General features: G+C 55.0%; 21 protein-coding genes. 11 read left to right on the forward strand and 10 right to left on the reverse strand.

The genetic code is table 11. From position 1 onward, the window contains the following. The 4 genes from AC222A_RS11950 to AC222A_RS11965 all read right to left on the reverse strand — a co-directional run. A partial coding sequence (locus tag AC222A_RS11950; protein WP_486775030.1) for a DNRLRE domain-containing protein occupies nt 1–1,670 on the reverse strand: 1,670 nt, incomplete at its 3' end. Further along, the gene (locus tag AC222A_RS11955) at nt 1,667–2,653 is read right to left on the reverse strand and encodes a PulJ/GspJ family protein (RefSeq protein WP_486775031.1); all 987 of its coding nucleotides are present in this window, start codon (nt 2,651–2,653) and stop codon (nt 1,667–1,669) included. The genes AC222A_RS11955 and AC222A_RS11950, both read right to left, overlap by 4 nt. Next, nucleotides 2,650–3,087 (reverse strand): type II secretion system protein, encoded by a 438-nt coding sequence (locus AC222A_RS11960; RefSeq protein WP_372748327.1) that lies wholly within the window; start codon nt 3,085–3,087, stop codon nt 2,650–2,652. Before AC222A_RS11960 ends, AC222A_RS11955 begins: the two co-directional genes overlap by 4 nt. After that, nucleotides 3,087–3,698, reverse strand: coding sequence for a GspH/FimT family pseudopilin (locus AC222A_RS11965; protein ID WP_372748328.1), 612 nt, complete (start codon nt 3,696–3,698; stop codon nt 3,087–3,089). The genes AC222A_RS11960 and AC222A_RS11965 overlap by 1 nt, the downstream gene beginning before the upstream one ends. A 189-nt stretch (nt 3,699–3,887) precedes the next feature. Here AC222A_RS11965 and pilM point away from each other — a divergent pair, with 189 nt between their 5' ends. Genes pilM through AC222A_RS11990 form a run of 5 tightly spaced genes read left to right on the forward strand, consistent with a single transcriptional unit; the run spans nt 3,888 to nt 7,965 of the window. After that, a complete protein-coding gene (gene pilM, locus AC222A_RS11970; protein WP_372764264.1) occupies nt 3,888–5,015 on the forward strand; it encodes a pilus assembly protein PilM in 1,128 nt (375 codons plus the stop codon). Next, complete coding sequence (locus AC222A_RS11975) at nt 5,008–5,661, forward strand: hypothetical protein (protein ID WP_372748330.1); 654 nt, start codon at nt 5,008–5,010, stop codon at nt 5,659–5,661. The genes pilM and AC222A_RS11975 overlap by 8 nt, the downstream gene beginning before the upstream one ends. Then, nucleotides 5,661–6,224 (forward strand): GspMb/PilO family protein, encoded by a 564-nt coding sequence (locus AC222A_RS11980; protein WP_372758354.1) that lies wholly within the window; start codon nt 5,661–5,663, stop codon nt 6,222–6,224. Before AC222A_RS11975 ends, AC222A_RS11980 begins: the two co-directional genes overlap by 1 nt. After that, nucleotides 6,221–6,577, forward strand: a complete 357-nt coding sequence (locus AC222A_RS11985; RefSeq protein ID WP_372748332.1) for a hypothetical protein — start codon at nt 6,221–6,223, stop codon at nt 6,575–6,577. The genes AC222A_RS11980 and AC222A_RS11985 overlap by 4 nt, the downstream gene beginning before the upstream one ends. Continuing rightward, complete coding sequence (locus tag AC222A_RS11990) at nt 6,574–7,965, forward strand: type II secretion system protein GspD (protein ID WP_372748333.1); 1,392 nt, start codon at nt 6,574–6,576, stop codon at nt 7,963–7,965. Before AC222A_RS11985 ends, AC222A_RS11990 begins: the two co-directional genes overlap by 4 nt. An 84-nt stretch (nt 7,966–8,049) precedes the next feature. Here the strand turns inward: AC222A_RS11990 and AC222A_RS11995 are convergent, their stop codons facing one another. The 3 genes from AC222A_RS11995 to AC222A_RS12005 form a co-directional block, all read right to left on the reverse strand. Then, complete coding sequence (locus AC222A_RS11995) at nt 8,050–8,865, reverse strand: RMD1 family protein (protein ID WP_372748334.1); 816 nt, start codon at nt 8,863–8,865, stop codon at nt 8,050–8,052. Between the two features lie 98 nt (nt 8,866–8,963). Beyond that, the gene (locus AC222A_RS12000; protein ID WP_372783747.1) at nt 8,964–9,347 is read right to left on the reverse strand and encodes a VOC family protein; all 384 of its coding nucleotides are present in this window, start codon (nt 9,345–9,347) and stop codon (nt 8,964–8,966) included. Nucleotides 9,348–9,462: 115 nt separating this feature from the next. Further along, complete coding sequence (locus AC222A_RS12005; RefSeq protein ID WP_372748336.1) at nt 9,463–10,284, reverse strand: metal-dependent hydrolase; 822 nt, start codon at nt 10,282–10,284, stop codon at nt 9,463–9,465. A 155-nt stretch (nt 10,285–10,439) separates the two neighbouring features. Here AC222A_RS12005 and AC222A_RS12010 point away from each other — a divergent pair, with 155 nt between their 5' ends. Then, on the forward strand, nt 10,440–11,495 hold the full coding sequence (locus AC222A_RS12010) for a helix-turn-helix domain-containing protein (RefSeq protein WP_372748337.1): 1,056 nt from the start codon (nt 10,440–10,442) through the stop codon (nt 11,493–11,495). Nucleotides 11,496–11,547: 52 nt separating this feature from the next. Here AC222A_RS12010 and AC222A_RS12015 read toward each other — a convergent pair whose 3' ends face one another. Further along, nucleotides 11,548–12,252: a hypothetical protein gene (locus tag AC222A_RS12015; protein WP_372748338.1), complete on the reverse strand. Its 705-nt coding sequence runs from the start codon at nt 12,250–12,252 to the stop codon at nt 11,548–11,550. A gap of 287 nt (nt 12,253–12,539) precedes the next feature. Here AC222A_RS12015 and AC222A_RS12020 point away from each other — a divergent pair, with 287 nt between their 5' ends. Beyond that, on the forward strand, nt 12,540–13,967 hold the full coding sequence (locus AC222A_RS12020) for an aldehyde dehydrogenase family protein (protein WP_486775032.1): 1,428 nt from the start codon (nt 12,540–12,542) through the stop codon (nt 13,965–13,967). Nucleotides 13,968–14,130: 163 nt separating this feature from the next. After that, nucleotides 14,131–15,051 carry a recombination-associated protein RdgC gene (rdgC, locus tag AC222A_RS12025; RefSeq protein WP_372760160.1) on the forward strand — a complete coding sequence of 307 codons (921 nt, stop codon included), beginning with the start codon at nt 14,131–14,133 and terminating at the stop codon, nt 15,049–15,051. A gap of 48 nt (nt 15,052–15,099) precedes the next feature. Here rdgC and AC222A_RS12030 read toward each other — a convergent pair whose 3' ends face one another. Together AC222A_RS12030 and AC222A_RS12035 are read right to left on the reverse strand one after the other, a co-directional pair. After that, on the reverse strand, nt 15,100–15,906 hold the full coding sequence (locus AC222A_RS12030; protein WP_372783110.1) for a tetratricopeptide repeat protein: 807 nt from the start codon (nt 15,904–15,906) through the stop codon (nt 15,100–15,102). Nucleotides 15,907–15,915: 9 nt separating this feature from the next. Next, nucleotides 15,916–17,424 carry a metallophosphoesterase gene (locus AC222A_RS12035; RefSeq protein ID WP_486775033.1) on the reverse strand — a complete coding sequence of 503 codons (1,509 nt, stop codon included), beginning with the start codon at nt 17,422–17,424 and terminating at the stop codon, nt 15,916–15,918. Nucleotides 17,425–17,919: 495 nt separating this feature from the next. On the opposite strand from AC222A_RS12035, the gene AC222A_RS12040 reads away from it, so the two are divergent. The 3 genes from AC222A_RS12040 (at nt 17,920) to AC222A_RS12050 (ending at nt 22,489) form a co-directional block, all read left to right on the forward strand. After that, nucleotides 17,920–18,702, forward strand: a complete 783-nt coding sequence (locus AC222A_RS12040; protein ID WP_372758950.1) for a hypothetical protein — start codon at nt 17,920–17,922, stop codon at nt 18,700–18,702. Nucleotides 18,703–18,825: 123 nt separating this feature from the next. Then, nucleotides 18,826–19,884, forward strand: a complete 1,059-nt coding sequence (gene dinB / locus AC222A_RS12045; protein WP_372748693.1) for a DNA polymerase IV — start codon at nt 18,826–18,828, stop codon at nt 19,882–19,884. A gap of 385 nt (nt 19,885–20,269) precedes the next feature. Next, a complete protein-coding gene (locus tag AC222A_RS12050) occupies nt 20,270–22,489 on the forward strand; it encodes a TonB-dependent receptor (protein ID WP_372748692.1) in 2,220 nt (739 codons plus the stop codon). Nucleotides 22,490–22,514: the final 25 nt, after the last annotated feature.

A 22,514-nucleotide genomic window follows, 5' to 3' on the forward strand; every position in this document is an offset into this window, starting at 1 on the left:
AGGTGGTCGCAGTTTTCGGTGTTGACGGACAGGCCGGCGACCTCTTTAGCGCTAAAGCTTTCGGTATTGTAGGCGCCGAGCAGCTGGCCGCTGAAATTGAGCATGAGAACCTGCCTGCTGCCCGGGGTGGCGAGGAGAAACTTGTCCGTTCCGGGCAGGTGGGCCGCGCCGGAGGGAAGGCCGGTGCCTAGCGGCAGGGGTATAGTTGCTTCCAGCCGTCTTAGGCTCTGGTTGTATATGTGCACCGCGGGCATTGATATACCCAGCACGGGGGCGTCTCCTGCCAGAAGTAGGGCGTCTTTATAGGCGGCGGATGCGGGCTCGCTAATGTGGGATATTCCGCTTACCACTGCGAAGCCCCTCGGTGCCTTTATAGAGGCAATGTTTACCCCGCTGGGGTTGTATACCAATACGGCTCCAAGGCTTTCCTCCGCGATGAGCACGTTTTGGGCTTGCGGGCCACTACCCACCCAGGTGAGTGCGCTTGGCCTCTCGAGCGCTAGCGGCCCCACCGTGGTGATATGCGCGCCACTGCTGTCAAAGGCGGTGAGAGATTTCGTTGCTTCGGAGATATAAACGATGGCGCCGCCCGGCGGCATGGTAAGCCCGCCGAATAGGGCGCCGGCGGGCACGAAGGTAGCGCCTGTCAGTTTTTTATCTCCGATAGCGCCAGCGTTAAATGTAAGGCGTGTATCCTTTGGTATGTAGTCGGCTGAGCACCCTTGTTCGGCGAGCGCGCAACTATAGCCACATTCGCAGCTCATCTGCAGTGTCAGTTGCGGATGCACGGTGGAATCAGGGTGGTCGCTGCTGTTGAAGGTTACCCTGCGATTGCCGGTAGCGAGTTTTACAAGCACACCGTTATTGGGATTGCCTTGCAGCCACGTTTTTGCCAGCTCGGTGATGTCCCATTCGACCGTGCCAGCCACTGTGGCGTCAAAGGGTAGCGACAGTTGCGGGTTTGGGGCGATGTCGCCGCCACTGGTAGTCCATGCGACTCCCGATGAGGCGTTGACCCAGTTTACGGCGTTTTCCGTCCATGCGCTTGTGATGGGGTATACGCTCGCTGTTACGGGGCTCGGGTCAATATCGCCGCCCTCCTGGTGGAGCGTAAGGTGCGCGCTTATCAAGCGCTGGCGGCTGCTTGCGGTGGGCACTGCTAGCTCGAGCACGCCGTACCCAAGCTCGGCGGGCACAGAGCTGACTTTCATGTCAGGGTTCGCGCCAAAGTTCTGGGTTTGTGCCTTCTGCTCTATAAAGGAATCCTGAGAGGCTACGAGAGTGTTTTGTATTGGCGCACTGTAGCTCTTTATGAGGCGTCGCTTTGTGGCGCTGGCTCCGGCGGTGCTACTGCCGGTGGCCGTCACTTCCACGGGGGAACCCGTTAAAGCACTATAGCTGGCGCTGTAGGTGGCTGAGTTGGCCGTGCCCACGGGCGTTGTTGCAATGCTGGTGTAAGTGCCGCAATTTGTTGCGTTGGCGGCCCATTGGGCGTGTTGCAGGCCGCTTTCTGCGGCGTAGCCGGCGACGTCTTGCTGTTGTATGGAGCGATTCAGGTCTATGGCGACACTGGATTCGCGCGCTAACATCAGTGCAATGGCCGCCAACAAAAATAAGGCGACCACCACCATCATCAGCACAAAGCCCCGACTTCTGGGTACGGCTTTCATTGCTTACTCCCGATGCGCAATTGGTTGTGCAGCCGAACGCTTTCGCCATTGCGCTGCAGCTCCAGCGTCAGGTCGACCAGGTTTGAGTGCAGGCGTTCTACCCGAAAAAACGTAACGTCCTCGGCAAGGGTGGATACGGTGTAGTCTGCTCCGGATGGATTCAATCCGGTAAAGTCCGGTAGGCGCTCGACAAGCTGATTACCCAGAAGATAGTAAGCGACCACGTTAAGGCGGTCTTCGTTGATGGCGCCGTCGCGGTCGTCATCCTGCCAGTTATTGCCCAGGCAGATTAACAGGATGCAGCTGTCCGGGTTGCCGGCCTCGCCGTCGCCGTTCATATCGCCCGGGGGATCTTCGTCGATACTGCCGTCGTTATCGTTGTCGATGCCGTCGATGGGATCTTCACCTTCGGCGACGTCTTCGTCGTTGTCCCACTTTCCGCCCCAGGAGTTGTCGACGCCACCATCGCCGTTATCATCTATGCCGACGATGCCTGCGGCATTGTCCTCGTGATTGTCGACGCTTAAATCTTCGTCGAAGCGCTCGGGCTCGCCGGCATCGCGCAGCAGGTTGCCGTTAAAGTCATAAAAGTCTTTGTCATCATTGGCGTCAGACCAGCCATCGCCGTCGGCATCGATGTGGTAGCTCAGTGTAATGGCCAAAACGGCCGTGGCGAAGGTGCTGCCGGGTTCGGGCGCGGCAGCGGGGATGCTCTGTTCCCGCACATGCTCGCGCCACGTGGTGCCGGGGTTGTCGGCCAGGGGGAGGAGTAGTTTGCTGGATGTGCGAACCATGCTCGCCATACGCTCCATCGCAAATTGCGCGTCCAGCAGCAGCTCCATGCGTTTTTCAACCAGACTCCGTGATTGCAGTGCTGTATTGACGATGCCGGCCAGACTGACCACTAGCGCGGCCGTAATCGCGATCGAGAACAGCATTTCGACCAGTGTTAAGCCCTGACTGGGCTTGGCGATGGGCTTCATTCGCTCACCACCCATTCTATACTGTGGTTGCTGTTGGGGATGCTGACCCGCAGCCACAGAGCCCCGTCATCGGTGCCGGTGCGCGGGTTGTTGTCGGCGTCGGCATTGTCTATATCGTGCGCGGCGATAAACACTTCTCGTTCCACGGTTGTGCCGTTTGCCATCAGGTAGTTGTCGCTCAAACTAGAGGGTATTGCCTCGCCGTTTGCGTTGATTTCGAGTTCCCCAAAGGAGCGGGCGAGCAGGTTCTCTATTTTGCTGCGAAGGGCGTAGTGCTGCAGTAGTAGCTGCTCGTGGTTTTTGCTCGATGAAAGCGCTGTGCGTAATGCATCCATCGCGGGAATGAGCAGGATGGCGAGCATCAATACGGCCGCTAATACCTCAGGGTACGTCATCCCTCGAAGATGGCTCGCGCGACTTACACCGAGCAGCATCAGGGGGCCACCAGGATGCGACCAGTCTGCGGTTCGACAGTGATCGTTTTAGTTTGGTCGTCAGCACTTAGCGTGATAGTTCCAGTAAGCAGGGGGTATTGATCTATGCCCGCGTCAAAATAAGGTGCGCCTCCGGGGCTAAAATCTACTTCATCCTTATTCCAGCCGGTTCCATAAGTCAGGCTAACACTGCTCAGCACGACACCGCTGTATTGAGCATCAGAATTAAGTTTAATATCGAGCAGCTGGCGGTCATGAGGATGCCTGACACTGAAAGTGCGCACAGGTGTGACCCCCGGCGTTAGTTGGTAAGCCTGAACTCGCTGAGTTGAGGCGCTGGCGCGAATGCCGTGAGGAACTCCTGTTCGCATTGCTTCACTACGCGCCAGCTTAAGGCTGCTGGCGACTTCCTTAACCGCATTATTGAGTCGAACTTCGGTAACGCTGGGCTGACCGGATAGTAAAAAGACGGAAAATATAGCTATCAGGCCGACGACTACCAGCATTTCAACCAGTGTGAATCCCCGCTGCGGTAATTCGCTCTTATGGTGGTTGTGTTCGCGTGCCGGGAGCGTAATGGCGATAGAGCAATATCGTCGCTCGGTAGTCACTGGATGCGTTGCTCCGGGGTAGTGCTGCACAATGCTTGCGCTGGCAGCGTTTTCGGTATCCGGCTTCGGTAAGTCTACTGTACTATACTGGGAGACCTGAGGTGTGCCAAGCTGTAGGAACGGGTCTGCCGAGCAGCAAACAATAAAAGGGTAGGGGGCAATGAAAAAACTTCGTCCAGATAAGGGTGAGTGGGCGCTTATTCACTGTGGGGGCGGCTGTTGAGCTGGCGCTCCCGCTGGCCCATACGTTCGGGGGCGTCGCGCCACAGTGCGATCGGGTTCTCAATACTCGAAGGCGCGATCAACCTTGTTCAGCTCCGTATCGACGGCCCAAGGCCGGTGGTGTCCGCTGCGGCCCTTATAGAAGTTGAGCGCCACATCGAGGATTTGCTTGAGCAACCAGCGCTGCTAAAGCAGATGTTGGCTCCAGAGCTCAAACACGGGTTTGTCGGTCGTAAGATAGTGAGTTGTTTGCCGCCGGAGCATTTTCGGCTGCTCTATATTAACTATAAGGCGGCAGGCGCTAGCTCAGTTGGCGACGCCATATTGCAGCAGGTGAAGGGGCGACTCGAGGGCCCCCTTGAAAACTTCGTTTTGGATTATCTGCCTATTCGCTCACAATCGGCCGGTGACGAGCAATTAGCGCTGGTTGCCGTTGCCGAGCGCTCTGTTGTTATTGATTTTCTCGAGCATTTTCGCAGGGCCGGGCTGTGTGTCGATGCGCTTGAAATTGCGCCCGTGGCCATAAACCGGCTGCTGGCGTCGGTGGCAGCGCCAGACAATCACCACAACAGTATTGCCATTTCTCTGGGGCGCTATAAAAGCTCCCTCGCAGTTTTCTCTGGCCGGCGGCTGATACTTGATCGCGAGGTTATGCTCGGGGAGCGCGACATGGTGCAGCAGCTCTGCCGCTCCCTCGATATGGAAGAGGCATTTGCGCGCAGAATGCTTGGGCAACAGCTTACCCCATCGACAGACAATGAAGCGTCTTATGCCACAGGGTTGCCCGAGACCGTTGGTCAGATACTCAAGCCGCTATTTTTGAAGCTCTCGCAGGAAATAGAAAAAGCAACGCTGTATACCGCTTCTCAAACCCGGGGCGAGCCTATCCGGGAGGTGTTCCTCCTCGGGGCTGCTGGGCAATGGCCTGTGGCAAAGAAAGTGTTGCAAGACATTGTGCATTTGCCTGTACAGGTACTATCGCCCGTATCCACGTATCAACCGCTAGGTGAATTCCTAGGCGTTCCGCCTGAGTTAGCGCAGCAATGCTTGCCATTGAGCTGTGGTCTGGCACTGAGAGGCATGTCACATGAATGATATTGATCTCATTCCTGATGACTATCGCAAAAACAGGCAGATTCTTGCCGATCTGCGGGCCTTTTCGTTGGCGGCCGTCATAGTAATTCTTATTGTTGCGTTGGTCAGTGCGGTTTTGAAAATTCTTATGCAGTCTGCCCAAACAGATGCGGAAAAGCTCAGTGGTCAGCAATTGCTGATCGATCAGAAAAGTGCGCAACTCCAAACCCTCGATGAGCAAATCAAATCGATGAGTGAGCAGCTATCTGTGCTCTCCGGATTTCGCGGTGGCCAAACAGCACCACGGCTTCTGGTTGCGATTGATCGGGCGCTTGATAACAGCGAAGTATGGTTCGCCCGGTTGAGCTTTGGCCGGGCGGGCAGCATGGTGGATAAAAAAGATGCTGCAACCTCAAATGGCTACTTTATTGTGCTGCCGAAACAAAATGAATCAGACACGGAAAAAGCCTGGCAAATTGAAACCCACCTCGAGGTGCTGGGGTATGCGCGAAACTACGCAAAATTATCGGCGTTTGTCGGCGAGTTGCTGAAACAGGAAGAGGTGCGGTCTGTAAAGATTATCCGTTCCGGGCGCCGGGTTGTTGGTGGCAATGATCTTGTTGAGTTTGAGTTGGCCATTCTGGTTAATCCCGGGAGGCGTCGCTGATGGCTACCATCAACTGGTCTGAGCATGTTGAGCCGCGATCACTCAGGTTGCTGTTGAGCGGCCTGTTGCTGCTTATGGTCACAGCGCTGGTGGTGTATGTGATTAAACCTCAGATAACGGCCTATAACGCGCTGGCTCGCAGCAACGCAAGTCTAAACCAGGCTATTGCCTATGGGCCGGATCTGGAAACACAAATCCAGAGTCGCTACGTGACGATGGCTGACCTTGAAGCACAACTTTTTGGTACAGCAGGTGCTGTATCGGCAGACAAGATTGAAAGCCATATTGTTGGCGCGTTGCAGAATATCTCTTGGCAGTATGGGGTGACGCTCGAGGGCGTAAAACCCATGCCGACCAAACGAATTACAATCTTTGATGAAATTCCTTTTGAGGTTTCCCTGCGAGGGGATTACTTCAGTCTGTTTTCCTGGCTTCAGGCGGTCAATCAGCAGCTTGGATTTATCGTAGTTGATCACTTTGAAGTCGCTTCCAGTGGTCGTGCAGCGACTGATCCTAATCTGATAATGACGTTACGCATGGCTAACTATAGGGTGGCCCAATGATAGCCTTCGCCCCCTACCGAACGTGTTTGCTCGTATGGTTTGTTGCGGCTCAGAGTGTTTGGGCAACAGAAACCCTGCAGCTTCGCAACGATCCCTTCAAGCCGCCGGCATTAACCGCCGATAGCCGCGATGGCGTTGTCAGTACTGCAAAGCTACCTGTGGTCAGAGCGGTCATGCTATCCGGCGAGTATCGCGCCGCCAACGTTAACGGCAAAATTGTCATGCCGGGCGATGTCGTTGAATCTTATAAAGTGGCGGCAATCGAGGACGGTGCTGTTTTGTTTACGAAAAATGAGCGTGAATATCGTGTCAGGGTATACACGTCAGAAGACGCAGGGGGTGTACGCAAATGAAGCGAGTACAGCGTTTACGGACGGCTGTCTGCCATATGATCGCTACCCTGCTACTTGTTAGCGGGTTGGCATTCCCAGTGATTGCAGAAGAGCGCTTTTCCATGAGCGCTAATGACACGCCAGTGCGCGATGTTATGGCGATGCTGGCACAAAAGGGACGCGTCAGCATTCTGCTAGAAAAGGATGTCAAAGGGGATATTTCGTTTAACCTTTACGATGTGACTATGGATGAAGCCGTCGGTGCGCTGGCGGAGATGGCGGGTTTTGCCGCCGAAAAGCGCGGTCGAACCTATTACATTATTGATAAGAAAAATGTTGGCGTGAATGCCACCGGAGGTTTAACCAGTCTCAAGGCATTTCCGATTCGTTATGCAGAGCCACAGGCCTTGCTGGATATCGCCAAGAACTATATATCGCTGTACGGCAAAGTTACATTGGCGGCGCAGGAGAGAGTCCTTGTCATTGAAGACAAACCGGATTTTCTGGCTAAGATTCATCGTATCCTGAAGGCGATTGATTCACCGCCGCGTCAAATCTTGATTGAAGCCAAAATCTTTGAAATTACACTCAACGACAGTCTGGCTCACGGTATTAACTGGACGAAGCTTTTTTCCGTTGATCCGGGAGAAGTAAAGCAGTTTGGTGTGCAGGGTTTGGCTGCGCCGGGAGCACCGGGTCTTTTTGTTAACGTGGTAAATGACAACATCGAGTTGTTAATCGATGCGTTGCAGACCGATGGCCGATTGCGGACGATTTCGACACCAAAACTGCTGGCTCTGGAGAACAAGGAAGCGTCCGTTGTTGTGGGCGAGAGAATTGGATACCGTGTGACAACGACCATCAATCAGGTGACGACCGAGAGCATCGAGTTTCTTGAGTCGGGGGTCATCTTGCGTGTTACCCCGTCAATCGATGCTGACAACCGGGTGATGCTCGATATTTATCCCCAGATCAGTACTGGCAGTATCAACGACGGTATTCCTTCCAAGAATACAACGGAAGTGGCTACAAACTTGATTACAAATGACAAGCAGACCGTGTTTATTGGTGGCCTGCTGAAAAATACTGTCAGTGAAACTGCCAGTGGTGTCCCTTTTCTGAAAGATATTCCTCTGATCGGTCGACTGTTTGCCAGCCGCGAGAAATCTGGCCTGCGAACGGAAACGGTAGTTCTGATCACTCCTTATATTGTTAGTCCCGATGGTGGCTACAGCGGACAGTATATTCAGGCTGTGGAGCGCGAGGAGAAGGCGTTGGAAGAACACATCGGCGTCGGTCGTTTTGCGGAAGAAGCCATTGAGGCGGAGCGCCGTCGTGAAATGGTAATGCCGGAACCCGCGCAAAAGAACACCGCAGAGCGTCCTAAAATGCGCGGCCCCCGTCGCTAGCCGCTCCCGGTCTGTTCTGTTGCAAGTTATGTCGTGGCGAATTTCCGGAGCGCCGGTGGTTCCGGCGTCCGGTGATTTACAGCGTTAGTGAAACGCCATCATGACAATTTCAAAGCCGATCAGAAGAATTATGATCCATTCTAGAAAGGCGCTGTGGCGATGATTTTGCTCATCAGCCAGCATTTCAAGCAACTCATGAATGGTTTCCAGCTTTTGCGATAGAACTTCCACCCGGGGGCGAATGTCGAGATAGCGTGCCGACTGGTTGTACAAACTTTCCAGCGAGGGGTATTCCCAGAAGAACTCAGGCGTGTCCAGCAGGCCGTAGTGCAGGATGATGTCGCTCTTGCTTGAAAACAAGTGTCCTCGAATTTTGGCAATGGCTTTTCGACCAAGCTTTATCCGTCCTGTTTTCGCCAGTGATCGTGGAATATCCGCGGTTGAACGGATATTGTCTTCGGCCATGGTTTCGAACACATTCAGCTGAATGGACTGGGCCAATGCATGAGAGACCGCCAGTCGCTGCATGGGGTCGTCACCGGCCAGCGCAAACTTGTCGGCATGGATGCTGTTCTCGCCGGCATTGAGGCTGAAGGTAAAGTGATCAAAGGTGCGCTTTGATGCCTGATCTTCCAGATGCGGCGTGATCCGTTTCAGGATGTCTTGCTGCTCATCGTCTTCGCAGCCCCAGAACACGGCAACACCGTATGTGAACACCCAGACTTCGCCGGATTTCCCGGGAATCTGATAGGCGTCGCGGAAACGTTTTGCCTGGTAGTAATCGAGAATGTCAGCTTCAAGATCAGCGATGCGAAATTGGTCGCCGAGGTTGAGAACGCTGAGTCGTGCATTGGAAAACGGCATGGCGCCACCCCCCGGTAGGCGATGGCGGAGTGCCATCGGTGGCGCATAATAGGGCTGAATGTCAACGCTGACAATAAAAAAATAGTGGTAATAAAAAGGGGAGGTTTTGCCTCCCCTTTAGGCGCTGTATGCGGTCACGCGGCCACGCGATGCAAGGCGCAGATTTTATTGCCTGATGGGTCGCGCAGATAGGCCAGGTACAGTTTCATGCCGCCGCCTTCGCGTACTCCGGGCGGGTCTTCAATGGCGGTGCCGCCATTGGCCACGCCGGCTTCGTGCCAGGCGTTTGCCTGCTCGGGCGTCGCAGCGGCAAAGCCGATGGTGGAGCCGTTTCCTGCGCTTGCAGGCTCACCATTGATCGGCGTCGTCAGAATGAATATGCCGTTGTCGGAGAAATAAAAGTAACGCCCGCGCTCATCCTTAATGCCCGGCTTGTAACCCAGGGTTGCAAGCGTAGCGTCATAGAATTTGCGCGAGGCTTCAAGGTCGTTGGCGCCTAGCATAACGTGGCTGAACATGGTGCTTCCTCTTCACGGTAGTGTTGGAGGAGACTAGCGAACTCGACCCGGTAAGTGCAAGTGGTGCGAGCCTGGCGCTGCGCTGTTATGCCCGTTAAACGGACTGGGGGCGTGCTCAGGTTAGTTGCAGGCCGGCGACCTCTGGGTACCGTTTCTGCCAATCTTTGATCAGTGCGGTCTGGTCAATATCCTGCGGATGAAATCCGCGTTTGAAGGCTTTGGCGAAATGGATGAGAGACTCACGCATTAAGCCGCCTTTGCCCCAGAAAAACTTCATGGCGCCCCACCATTCCCTCAGGTTTGCGCGACGGTTGTCGGCACGCAGCAGCAGCTTTTGAAAGTACATGATCCGGCCAAAGAACAAGATCAATGACATAAACATCACTCGCCGTCTGAGAAACTCGTCATCCACGCAGTGCCGGAATACATCAAACGCCACGGCTTTGTGTTCAATTTCTTCAACCGCATGCCAGATAATCATTTTGCGGAAAGTGGGATCCATTTGCTCTAACAGTTCTGGGTGCCGCAGTGCGTGTTCAGCCATCGTGGCAGTGACATGCTCCAGCGCCACGGTTATGGCGAGCTGACGCTGAGGTTTTAAGCGCTGCCGTGCCAGGTCGAGCAGGGCTTTAGCTTTTGCCGCTACTGTGTTTACTGGAAAGCCTTTTGCCTCCAGTGCATTGTTAAAGTCTTCGTGGGCTTTGCCATGGTGTGCTTCCTGGCCGATAAACGCGCGTATTTCCTGCTGCAACTTCGGGTCTTCAATATCGTTGCGATAGTGGCGTACTGTATCGATAAAGAACCGCTCGCCGTCTGGAAAAGTGGCCGAAAGCGCATAAAAGAAAGCAGATATCAGCGGGTTGCCGTTGAACCAGTACTTTTCCATTTCAGGCTGTATGGCGAAATTCATTCGACGTACGGTGATGGCGTTGTCCATGGTGTTGCTCCTGTCGTCGCTTGGGCTGTCGGCAATTATCAAGCGTTGTTCATTCGATGATGAAAATATGCCATGGCTAATACCATGGCGGCAGGTTATTTTGTCGCAATAACCGGTGCTTTGAGATCAGCACACATCAGGGAGTGAGCAGGGGTATGAATGCCGACAGGGTAGGAAAGGGGGCTTACGGTATTTCCAGTGATTACCTTATCTCCCTTAGCGAACAGGCGTTTGAGCGCGGTATGAGTGTGGCGGATCTGCTGGCGGGGAGTGGGCTGGAAGCGGGCATTTTGCTGCAACAGGAAGCCACCATCGGCCATGAATCTTTTCTTACGGCGATGGACAACTTTTGTGCTCACGACGGCAATTTCTGGACGGCGCTGGAGGGCGGGCGCCGCATGACAATGTCTAAGCACGGTTACGTGGGATACGCTGCGCAACACAGTCATACCCTGCTGGAAGCCGCTGAGAAGCTGTATCGCTACGTGACTACCCGCATTGAGCTGTTCGATCTGCAGCGCGGCGAGCATCCGCAGCGCGCCGAATTGTTTCTGGTGCCGAGAATCAGCGACAGCGACACCGTGCGCTATGTGAGCCTGAATTTTCTGGTTTGTCTGGAAACCCTGTGCCGCCAGATTCTCGGGCGAAGTGCCAGTAATATCCCTAGCTGTATCACCCTGACCGGTGCGCCGCCGTCGACGCCGATGCCGCCTCTACCCGCCGGGTCGCAGGTGGTCTTCAACAGTGAACACTACAGTTTGAGTTGGCCGCGCAGCATTATGGATGCGCAGATTCCCGCTCGCGACGAAGACCTGGCGCGTCTGGCAGAGGCGCGCTGTGAAAGCGATCTGCGCAGGCAGCGGGAACAGCAAACCGTGGCCGAGCGGGTGAGCCGTCAGTTACAGCAACTGGAGGGTAGTTTGCCGCCACTGGAGGAGATTGCAGCGCGGTTGAATATGTCTATGGCAACGCTGAAGCGTCGCCTGAAGGCAGAGGGTGCTAGCTATCAACAGCTTAAGGATGATCAACGCTTGCGGCAGGCATCAGCCTGGCTGATGGAGGGGCAGTTGACCGTCGACCAGATCGCCGACCGGCTTGGTTATAGCGACGCGAGTAATTTTGCCAAAGCCTTTAAAGGCTGGACCGGCCAGTCGCCCAGCAGCTTTCGCCAAGCGGCGGGGCTGGCGAGCGCAAGCGATGGTCAGCAATGAGCATTGCGGTTGCGCGCCTCCCAGCCGGTGGTTGGTTACTGGCGAGCAGTTATTAGAACTGGTAACTCACGCCTAAGGCCACAAACGGGAGCCAGCGGTACTTGTCGAGCTCTTTTTCAATTTCCTTTTCTTCCTGCTTAATCTGCTCGCGACACTGGGCGTCGTCATTGCATGAGCCACTGGAGCGCATGTCGACGCTGGCTGGTCCCACATAGATAACACCGATATCGGCATTGACCGCAAATCCGGATGTAGCGCGATGCCCCCAGCCTAAGCCGAAATAGGGGGCAATTTCCTCGAAATCGACTTTCGTGGTTACCTCACCGAGGATGGCGGGTGAGTAGACGCTGTTACCGAATTCGCAGGTGGCGAATTGCTGAATGATGAAGGTGGCGTTACAGCTGGTGACGACAGTTGCGCCACTGTTATTGAAAAAGGTGCCGCCGGAGACGCGGAATATTCCATTCCAGGGGTGCCAGTCTGCCAGGAAGTAGGCATTTTTGAGGTCGATATCACTGTCGTACTGTAGTTCGTCGCCCTCTACCCCGTTGTTGTCTTGTGCATCAAATTCGACATCAAAATCGCCTACCAAGTAACCGGCGCGGATGCCCCAGGGCTCCTCCCAGCGATAGCCGATTTCGGCCCCAAGGCCAATATCGGAACCTTGGATGCGGGTAGTGATCTGCGCTTGCGCTGCCGTTCCTGTCAATATCAGTAAGACGACCAGCAGGCCTTTGACAAGTTTCAGTTGTGACATGGGTATCCCCGGGTGTTCATTAAATAGCCCTCAAGGTTAGCGCACTTTGGCCCAGACTTCAGGTCTTGGTGTCCCAGAAAATTACCCATCAAACGTGCCAGGTGTCCTGTGAGTTTGATGAGTAGTGTTTGACGGGTAAAGGGTAATGGGATGCCCCGGGGATGTCTGCTATTGTGGGCTGCTTAGTAATTGATGTGGTGGCTGTCGTCATCGGCCAAACGCATACGGCACCACTCTTTGACATAACAATAAACCTGCACCAGGCGTACCAGCAAAAGGAGCACCGTGTGAAGAAAATCAGTCAGCATTACATTGATGGCCAGTGGGTTGAATCTCTCCAGCCCGGCGCCAGACACGATATTGTTAATCCGGCCACGGAAGCTGTCATCGGCCAGCTTCAGTTTGGCGGCAAAGCCGACGTAGACAGCGCCGTCAGTGCGGCGAGCAAGGCATTTAGTTCATTTAGTCGAACTTCACTGCAAGAGCGAGTTGATCTGCTGGGTGCTGTGGTAAGCGAATACGAAAAGCGGATGGACGATCTGGCACTGGCGGTAAGCTCAGAGATGGGTGCCCCCCAGCGCTTGGCTAATAGTGCACACGTGCCGTTGGGTCTTGGGCATTTCAAAACAGCGATTGCACTGGCAGATCAGATTGAATGGCAGACCCGCAAAGGCAGCACTTTGATTTCCCGCGAACCGGCCGGCGTATGTGCGCTGATTACGCCCTGGAACTGGCCACTTAATCAGATTGCCTGCAAGCTGGCGCCGGCCTTCCTCTCGGGCTGTACCGTGGTGCTTAAACCGTCTGAATATGCAGCGCTTTCGGCGCAGATTATCGCCGAAATTATGGACGCTGCCGGTGTGCCAGCCGGCGTGTTTAACCTGATCTGGGCCAGTGGCCCGGAAGTGGGACCGCATATGTCGTCTCACCCTCTGGTGGATCTGGTGTCGCTGACAGGGTCTACGGCGGCTGGCGCGTCGGTCGCCCGTTGTGCGGCGGACGGTATCAAGCGGGTATCCCTGGAGTTGGGGGGCAAATCGCCCAATATCCTGCTCGAGGACGCCCCATTTGAAAAGGCCGTGAAAAAAGGCGTTCTGCACCTGATGAATAACAGCGGCCAAAGCTGCAATGCACCGTCTCGTATGCTGGTGCCTGCGTCGCGTCTGGCAGAAGTCGAGGCACTGGCGGTAGGGGCGCTGGACGATTTGACCGTAGGTGATCCGCAGGATGCGAGCACCACCACCGGGCCGGTAGCGAACGGCCGCCAGTTTGAGCGAGTTCAGAAGCTTATCGGTGCGGGTATTGCCGACGGCGCTAAACTTCTTGTGGGTGGTGAGGGTCGCCCCGATGGTTGCGATACGGGTTATTTCGTCAAGCCTACGATCTTTTCGGTAGATTCTAACGACAGCCGTATTGCGCGCGAGGAAATCTTTGGCCCGGTGCTAACACTGATACCCTATAGCGACGAAGCCGAGGCGATAAAGATTGCCAACGATACAGTCTATGGATTGTCGGGCTATGTGTATGCCGGGAGTGTCGAGCGCGCGCAAGCGGTCGGACGCCAGCTGCGCGCAGGGCAGGTGCATCTCAATGGCGCTGGGACGGATATACAGGCACCTTTTGGTGGTTTCAAACAATCTGGTATCGGTCGCGAATGGGGGCTGGCCGGCGTGGAAGAGTTCACCGAATACCAGGCCATGATGGGTCTGGAATAGCCGCGTCTCATCGCTGGCTAGCAGCGCGCATGCCCCCGCACTCGCTGGGGGCATTTTGTGCAGTCATTGCCAGTTTCGTGCAGTCAAGTCTGAACAGCGATGGCGGTAGCGTCTACAATGCCGTCCTTCGCTTTCCTTTCTCTAATACAATGGTTTTTCGTTTATGTGGTTTAAAAATCTACTGATCTATCGCTTCACCAAGCCCTTTACTCTATCGCCGGAGCAGGTGGAGGAGAAACTCCATGAGCATGCTTTTAAACCGTGCGGCGGCCAGGATATGTCGACGCTGGGTTGGGTAAAGCCGTTGGGTCAGCAGGGCAGTGAGTTGGTGCACACCAATAACGGTTGCATCATGGTGTGCAGCCAGCGGCAGGATAAAGTATTGCCGGCTTCAGTGATCAAGGACGCCCTGGAGGAAAAGGTGCTGACGATTCGCGAAGATGAGGATCGTGTGCCCAGTCGCAAAGAGCGCCTGGATATAAAAGAAGAACTGGTATTTGATATGTTGCCCCGGGCCTTCGTGAAGTCACGCAGGCAGTTCGCCTACATCGACCCCAAGAATGGGTGGTTGGTGGTGGACTGTGGCAGCCATAACCGGGCCGAAGAGATGATCGTGTTGCTGCGGGAATCGCTTGGTTCAATGCCGGTGATTCCGTTAGCAGCCAAAAATACCGCTTATCACACCATGACGGAGTGGCTGAAAGTTGCGCCACCCAGCGGTTTTGAACTGGGCGGCGAATGCGAGCTGATTGACTCTGCTGACGAAGCGGCGGTTATACGCTGTAAAAATCAGGAGCTTACGTCGAAGGAAATTCTCAATCATATCGACAGCGGCATGCTGGTGAAAAAGCTGGCGCTGAGCTGGTCGGGCGGGTTGGAATTTATGGTTGATGACCAATTGGTCGTCAAGCGTCTTCGCTTTAGTGACCTGATCATGGAGCGCGCTGAAGACGTGCACACGGACAGCGCGGCAGAGCAGTTCGACGTGGATTTCTCCATCATGAACGCCGAACTGGCCAGCTTCATTCCCGCACTGCTCGAGGCTTTCGGTGGCGAAGATACCAGTCACTTGGAAGCGGCCTGAAAAACCGGGGTCGGGTCGAATATTTTTTACTCGATCCGACCCCGGTTTTTAGAGCTGGGCTTTTAACGCTTCTACGTCGCGAAGCAGGGCTTGTGTGACCTGCGTACGCCGATGCCCGGCAAGCAACTGCTCGGCTACTCCTAGGTGATATTTCGCGGCTTCCCGATTCTTTGCTTGCAGCTGGAGCGTAGCCATACGTTTGTGCCAGAAGGGCGAGCTGCGCTCCGGCTCGCTGAGACGTGACATGCGTTTGATGGCGCCTGTTGCGTTGCCGCGTCCGGCGTCGATATCTATCGCCATGTTTTGCAGTTGCGGAATGGGGCCGGTGACGGCCATACGGTTGTCCAGCAGTTGCAGGGCTTTGTCGGCACCGTGCAATGCCAGCATCAGTTTCGCCGCTTTGCGGTAGTCTCCGCTGGGAGCGTCTGGTTTAAGCGAAAACACGTGCAGATAGTCTGCCAGCGCCGCACGCTGCTGTTTCAGAGCGGCCTGCGCCTCGGCACGCCCGTGCAGGGCGCGAAAGTGATCCGGCTCCCGACTGATGACCCAGTCGAACTGCTCGCGCGCCTTTTCCCATTCACCCATGCGACTGAAAAATTCACCCTTGATCAGGGCGGCGGACAGCGGCTCACCGAATTTGGCAGCCTTGTCGAGATCCGCAAAGGCTTCGTCCCAGTGTGCCAGCTCGGCATAAATGTGCGCGCGCCGTATGTAAAGAACGGGATTTTCAGGGTCGGCGTCGGTCATCGCGTGCAGGAAGCCCAACATCCGACCCTCGGACGGGCCGGCGTTAACCAGCATGCTAGGCGCAATGCTTAATACCAAGCACAGCGCGGTGGTCAGTGTGCGAGTCATGGTGCGGCCCTATCGAGTGATGATGAAGTGGTCGAGCACTTCACCTTTGTCGTTGATAAAGCGCGCGGTCAGTGTGGTGGTGTCAACGTCGACGACGACTGAACCCAGATCAGCACCGGTGCTGAAAAAGTGTGCGGGGTGTCCCGCGGGGTCAGTCATACCCGTGGCCTGCCCGGAGCTACCAGCAACGGTGTAAACCACTTTGTCGTCGGCTCCGCTTTTGGTGATCTGCGTATAGGCTTCAGCGCCCTGACCGCTGGCCGGGTCGCCGGCACTGTTGAGTTCAGTGTGAATCGCCGGATCAAAGGTGTCAGACAGCCCGGTATGGCCACTGAGGTAGTAAGATCGCTCGTAGGAATGGCTGTGGCCACCGTAGACTAGGTCCACCCCGTGCGCTTCAAACACGGGGTTGAACTGTTCCCGCATGTCAAAGATCGGTTGATCCACACCGCCGGCATCGACGTCTGAATCATGGCTGCCTTTGGTATAGGGTGGGTGGTGGAAGATCACAATGGTCCAGTCGGCAGTACTGCTCTGCAGATCTGCTGTTACCCATTCGAGCATGGCGGTGCGATTTGCTTCGCTGCGGGCCGACACCTGCGAATCCAGGCTGATGACGTGCACATTGCCGTAGTCGAATGAGTAGTACTGCTCGGTGCCACTGGGCACACCACCGGTTTCACCCTGGGTCGGCAAGGTGTGAATGTTGAAGTAGGGTACGGGTGAGTCGGGTGGCAAATCTGCGACGCCAGTTACCGGTGTGTAGAGCTCAACCAGTGGCGATTGTGATAATCCGAAACTACCCATCTCATGATTCCCGATCGTAGGCCACAGGCCAACGCTGGCCAGTGTATCGGTGTACATATCAAATACCGAGATCTGATGCTGTTCGTCAGTGCCGTCGAGGTAGGCATTGTCGCCCAGCATCAGAAACAGGTCGGCTGGCTCGCCGCCATTGGCGGCAACCCATGTGTGATAACCGTCGCGTACCGCCGCCTGTCCGCCAGCATTGTCGCCGCGATCAAGCAAGGGCGAGCTGGCCGTACCGGCATCGCCCACAATCCACACGCGGATATTGCCATCGGCTGGCAAGGCGCCCTTCACGGGGGCGGTGCGGAAGGTGTGCTTGGGGTCGGCGACACCAGCGCCACCCACGGAGTAGTAATAGGTGGTATCCGGCACCAGACCTGTAATCACCGCTTCACTGTGACCGGTTTCGGTAACTACGGCTGCCGTTTCACTTGTGGCCGGCAGGCCGTTTGGATTGGTGCCAATGCAGACGCTGGTGGCTTCCTGCGTGTCGTCGTCGCGATTGCCGCGCCATTTGATGATCACCCGGTCGCTGCCCAGTTGCTGCAGGAACAGTCGCTCAGGGGTAATCGCATCGCCGTCGCACAGTGGCACATTCTGTTCCGGTGACGCGGCCGAACTGGAGCGCGAGCTGTTGGAATCTTTGCAGCCGGACAAAAGAAACGTACAGGCGGCGAGTGCGGTGATGAAAGGCAATATTTTTGTCATGGGTCGATCCGTCGTAGGCGATAGTCATGGAATGGTCGCAAACCGGGCGCTTGCAGGCAGGTTAGCGCAGCGCTGATTATTATGGTTACGCCTTGTTAACCTATGATGACAAATCTACTGCAACTGTACAAAAAACAACCCCGTCCATTTGGAGGAGGCCGCTAAAAACTGGGGTCGGAGTAAAGAATTCTTCTCATCTACGAATAGTGCCGGACTTTTCGTTGATTAGAAAATACTCGATCCGACCCCAGTTTATGCCTATGTTGACGGTTAGCAGGCCACTACCATTCGACAGCGATGGTTTTTTCGGTACTCTACATGAACGCTGTTCAGTTGGGATTCAGTTCTATAGGAGTAGCCTGAACTGAAATTGGTGTTAATTTGGGTGTTTTTCACGGTGGTTTGTGGCGATACAGCCGGCGCTCGACTATTAGCTGAATGATATAAACAAATACGGACGACAATCATATGATTAAAAACTTACTGATCCTTTTAATGGCAGGCGCACTTGCGGCGGGTTTTACGTTCGCTGATGACCACAAAGATCAACGCCGGGACAAATCGGAGAAAATCAAAGGTAAATCTAAAGACGGTTATCGCGACGATGATGCGAAGGAGCGGTGGGAAGACGAGCAGGAACGTCGCAGAGAGCGGGATGAGGAAGCCCGGGAGCGCTGGGAGGAAGAACAAGAGCGCCGCGAAGATGACGAAGAGGAAGCCCGGGAGCGTCGAGAAGAGGAGCGTGAGCGCCGTAGAGAGCGGGATGAGGAAGCCAGAGAGCGCTGGGAGGAAGAGCAAGAGCGCCGAGAGGATGAAGAAGAGGAGGCTCGGGAGCGCTGGGAGGATGAGCAGGAGCGGAAAAAAGACAAATACAAAGACAAGCATAAAAAAGACAAGCACAAACAGAAAAGTAAAAAACCCGATGGCGTTCACGGACGCGACTGGGGTGCAGGCCAGGGCGAAAAGCGCGGCTGGAGTGAAGGTAAGCCGGGAAGCAAAGGCGACCGACATGAGGCCGGAAAACCACCGTACGATGATGACCATGATCATCATGCACATGACCCAGCAGGTGATGAGCATACGCCCGAACACGGTGACTCAGATCATGGTGCGACCGAGCCACAGAATCCTGAGCAGACACTGCGAGATATGGCGAAAGATGCAGCTGCGCGCAAGGCTGGCGCGGAAAAAGGTAGCGCTACCGAAGCCCTTATTCATATGGGCACTGATATGGTGATTGACCGCTCAACGGGTAAAGGTGATAACGCCGAGCAGTAACACTGCCCCTCACAGCGGACAAGGCGGCTTCGGTCGCCTTTTTTTGTTTTACTATAGGCGGGTCTTTGTCTTGCGCTCGGCGAATGTGGTGAAATACTCGCCTGAAAAAATCCGGGAAGTTCTGTGCGCAAAATCATCCACTGCGATTGCGACTGTTTTTACGCCTCGGTTGAAATGCGTGATGACCCCGCATTGCGCGGAATTCCGTTGGCAGTGGGTGGCGCCAGCGACCGCCGCGGCGTAATCGCCACCTGCAATTACGAGGCGCGCTCCTACGGTGTGCGTTCGGCGATGCCGTCATCCCACGCCAAACGCCTGTGCCCGTCGCTGGTGCTGATACCTCCCAACTTTGATAAATACCGCGCGGCTGCCTATCAGGTGCGGGAAATTTTTCACCGCTATACCGAACTGGTAGAACCGCTGTCGCTGGATGAAGCCTACCTGGATGTCAGCGATTCACCGCATTTTCAGGGTAGTGCCACCCTGATCGCTCGGGCGATTCGCGAGGCTGTAAGCCGGGAAGTGGGCATCACCATTTCCGCCGGGGTGGCGCCTAACAAGTTTCTGGCCAAGGTGGCCAGCGACTGGGACAAGCCCGACGGTCTGACCACCATCACCCCGGATCAGGTGCAGGATTTTGTGGCGGCGCTGCCGGTGCGTCGTATTCACGGTGTGGGGCCGGCCATGTATAAGAAACTTTCTCAGCACGGTATCGAGCGCTGCGGTGACCTGCTGCCGTGGTCCAAGCTTGATCTAGCGCAGGCGTTTGGTTCCATGGGAGAGACGCTCTACCGCTACGCGCGCGGTGAGGATCGGCGGCCGGTCGCCAACAACCGTGAACGCAAATCCTTGAGCGTGGAGCGCACCTATGCCGAGGACCTGATCAATCGACGTGCCTGCCTGAACCAGCTGCCCAACCTGCTGGCCAAGCTCGAGGAGCGGCTGGCGAACCTTACGCGGCGCGGCGCCATTACCGGCCATTTCGTGAAGCTCAAAAGCAAGGATTTTGAAACCACGACGGTTGATCGGCAGTTGGTCGGCGGGCTGGAAAGCCACGAGTTTCAGGGCATGATGGAAGAAGCCTGGGCGCGCTATAAGAAACCGGTGCGGCTGCTGGGGGTGGGGCTGCGTTTTCACACCGATCATATGAGCAGTGATCAGCAGCTTCGGCTGTTCGATTAGACGCGCTGTGGGGATGTTCGTTTTCTTGATAATTATCAAGTGTAACGAGAAGTGCGGAGGGGGTGTCTGATTCAGTCTCACTACGAGTCAAATTGTTAAATTGTGTATCGTAGTGGCGTGTGATAGTTATTGCACATTGTTACGCGCGGCGACACTTCTCGCCTCTCGTGCGTCGGACGTACCCAGCCCCCCTTTATTTTTGTTACCAAAAACTACAAAAATCCAGTTTCTGATCTAGAGTGTATAAGTGAGGCGGTGTGCACATTCATGGTGCGCGCCAGGAGTTACGATTTTAGTTACAAAAATCCGTATATCTCTTTGATTTAAGAGATGAGGCAGTTTCGGGGAAGCGTTTTATAACCATAATTTCTGTTGACCGGAGTACATGATGCGGAAAACTCGATTAGCGGCCTTGGCGGTTGCCTGTTCCCTCCCATTTACCTTAGCCCATGCCCAGCGGGCATCCGAAGCATTGTTGGAAGAAGTGCTGGTAACAGCACAGAAGAAATCCTCAGCTGAGGAGATTCAGGATACACCGATAGCGATTACCGCCTATGGGGCGGATCAGCTGGAGGCGCTCAAGGTAAGGGACCTCAAAAGCCTGAGTTATTCGATGCCAAATGTGGCATTGGAAGATGTGGGCACCACCAAAGGGGTTGCCAACTTCTCCATTCGCGGCCTGGGTATCAACAGCTCCATTCCGTCGATCGACCCTACCGTGGGTGTATTTGTTGACGGCATGTATCTGGGTATCAACGGCGGCGTGGTATTCGACATGTTCGACCTTGCTGGCGTAGAGGTACTGCGTGGTCCACAGGGCGTGCTGTTCGGGCGTAACGTGACCGGTGGCGCGGTATTGGTAAGGACCAAACTCCCGGGTGATGAATTCGAGGCTAGCGCGAAGTACGCGGTTGAAACCGGGCTGAATCAGTATTATGCGGCGTCTGTATCTGGGCCGATGGTGGAAGGTGTGCTCAGTGCCAAACTGTCGGTCTATATGAATGAAGATGAGGGTTGGTTTGAAAATGAAGCGGGTGATGACTCCCACGGCGATGCCAGAACACGGCTGATTCGTCCGGTGTTTGTCGTAACACCTGACGATTACACGGAAATTATCCTGCGCTATGAACACGGTGAAGCCGAAGGCGATGGCCCCGCCGCGCAGAACCGGGCTTTTTGGGACCGCGATGACTTCAAGTTCGCGATTAACGAAAAGGGGGAATACGACAACAGCTGGGATCAGGCCATTGTTGAAGTTAATCGCGATGTGAACTTCCTTGAAGGCCGCTTCACCAACATTCTCGGCTGGCGTGAATACAACAACACTGGTGTTAGCGATATTGATGCGACAACATCAACACTGTTTCACGCTGGCTTTGAAACCCAGCAGGAGCAGGTCAGCAACGAGTTTCGCTTCAACGGTCAGCTGGGTAATGCGACGTATCTGACTACTGGTCTGTATTACTTCCAGCAGGAAGTTAAATATCAGGAAAACAGACTGGTGTTTGCGGGCGCACCGTTTAATACGCTTGTGAACCAATACGGCGGGGGTATTCAGGATCACGATACCTGGGGCGTTTTCGCGTCACTGGATTTTGATGTTTCGGAAACGTTGACCCTGACGGCGGGCCTGCGGTATAGCGAGGAAGAAAAGGAAGTCAAAATACGGTCACTGGTTCTTTCAACAACACCCGGCACCAATAATCCACGCAACATACCCGCCGGTCAGTGTGATGTTATTGGCGGCAACTGCGCTTACGATTTTACGGTCGCCTCAGGCGATCCGGCGAAAGAAGATTGGAGCAACATTACTCCCAAACTGGGCTTCAGCTGGCAGGCAGATGAGCTTACAAAGGTCTACGGTTTCTACACCAAGGGCTTCAGAAGCGGCGGCTACAACTTACGTAATACGTCGCCGACTACCCCTCCTGGACCATTTGATGAGGAAAAGCAAAGCTCGGTGGAGTTTGGTGTCAAGCATGATACCGCCGACAATCGTGGGCGACTGAATGTTGCGGTGTTTTACAACGAAGTGAAAGACATGCAGCGAGAAATCAATCTGTCCGACCCGATCTCCGGGGTGGTGCAGGTTATTCAGAATACAGCCGACGCCGAAATATGGGGCGTGGAGGTGGAAGGGCGCTATGCGGTAATGCCAAACCTGATTGTCAATCTGGCACTGGGTTACACAGAGGGAGAATATACCGATGTCAAATTTGATCTGAATGGCGATGGTACTTTGAACGACAAGGACGAGGCGCTGGATCTTCCGCGTCTGGCTCCATTCACTGGAAGTCTTGCCCTGATTCATGATCAAGATGTCGGAGACTTTGGTTTTATTACATCGCAGATCAGTTACAGCCACCGCGATGAGTCGGCCTACACCGATAACAATCGCGGCACACTGAACGATGCCAATATGGTGGATGCATCGGTGGCTCTGACACCCAACTCCGGCGACTGGACCGTGTCAATCTATGGTAAAAACCTGCGCGACGAAGCTACCGAGGGCGGCGATACCCAGCTACCCTTTGCGGCAGGCGCGACATTCTCTCCGCTGAACAAAGGGCGTGTGGTGGGAGCGGAATTCAAATACCGCTTCTAGATCAGGTCGTAACTCCGACAGCCGC

It is taken from the genome of Litorivivens sp. (assembly GCF_057445395.1).

Bases quoted from the DNA above. Each gene is read 5' to 3' on its own strand.
- AC222A_RS11990 (WP_372748333.1), top strand. From the start codon at position 6,574: ATGAAGCGAGTACAGCGTTTACGGACGGCTGTCTGCCATATGATCGCT.
- AC222A_RS12005 (WP_372748336.1), bottom strand. From the start codon at position 10,284: ATGGACAACGCCATCACCGTACGTCGAATGAATTTCGCCATACAGCCT.
- AC222A_RS12050 (WP_372748692.1), top strand. From the start codon at position 20,270: ATGATGCGGAAAACTCGATTAGCGGCCTTGGCGGTTGCCTGTTCCCTC.
- AC222A_RS11960 (WP_372748327.1), bottom strand. From the start codon at position 3,087: ATGCTGCTCGGTGTAAGTCGCGCGAGCCATCTTCGAGGGATGACGTAC.
- rdgC (WP_372760160.1), top strand. From the start codon at position 14,131: ATGTGGTTTAAAAATCTACTGATCTATCGCTTCACCAAGCCCTTTACT.
- AC222A_RS12010 (WP_372748337.1), top strand. From the start codon at position 10,440: ATGAATGCCGACAGGGTAGGAAAGGGGGCTTACGGTATTTCCAGTGAT.
- AC222A_RS11955 (WP_486775031.1), bottom strand. From the start codon at position 2,653: ATGAAGCCCATCGCCAAGCCCAGTCAGGGCTTAACACTGGTCGAAATG.
- AC222A_RS12000 (WP_372783747.1), bottom strand. From the start codon at position 9,347: ATGTTCAGCCACGTTATGCTAGGCGCCAACGACCTTGAAGCCTCGCGC.
- AC222A_RS11995 (WP_372748334.1), bottom strand. From the start codon at position 8,865: ATGGCACTCCGCCATCGCCTACCGGGGGGTGGCGCCATGCCGTTTTCC.
- AC222A_RS11980 (WP_372758354.1), top strand. From the start codon at position 5,661: ATGGCTACCATCAACTGGTCTGAGCATGTTGAGCCGCGATCACTCAGG.
- AC222A_RS12040 (WP_372758950.1), top strand. From the start codon at position 17,920: ATGGCAGGCGCACTTGCGGCGGGTTTTACGTTCGCTGATGACCACAAA.
- AC222A_RS11975 (WP_372748330.1), top strand. From the start codon at position 5,008: ATGAATGATATTGATCTCATTCCTGATGACTATCGCAAAAACAGGCAG.
- AC222A_RS12035 (WP_486775033.1), bottom strand. From the start codon at position 17,424: ATGACAAAAATATTGCCTTTCATCACCGCACTCGCCGCCTGTACGTTT.
- AC222A_RS12015 (WP_372748338.1), bottom strand. From the start codon at position 12,252: ATGTCACAACTGAAACTTGTCAAAGGCCTGCTGGTCGTCTTACTGATA.
- AC222A_RS12030 (WP_372783110.1), bottom strand. From the start codon at position 15,906: ATGACTCGCACACTGACCACCGCGCTGTGCTTGGTATTAAGCATTGCG.
- AC222A_RS11985 (WP_372748332.1), top strand. From the start codon at position 6,221: ATGATAGCCTTCGCCCCCTACCGAACGTGTTTGCTCGTATGGTTTGTT.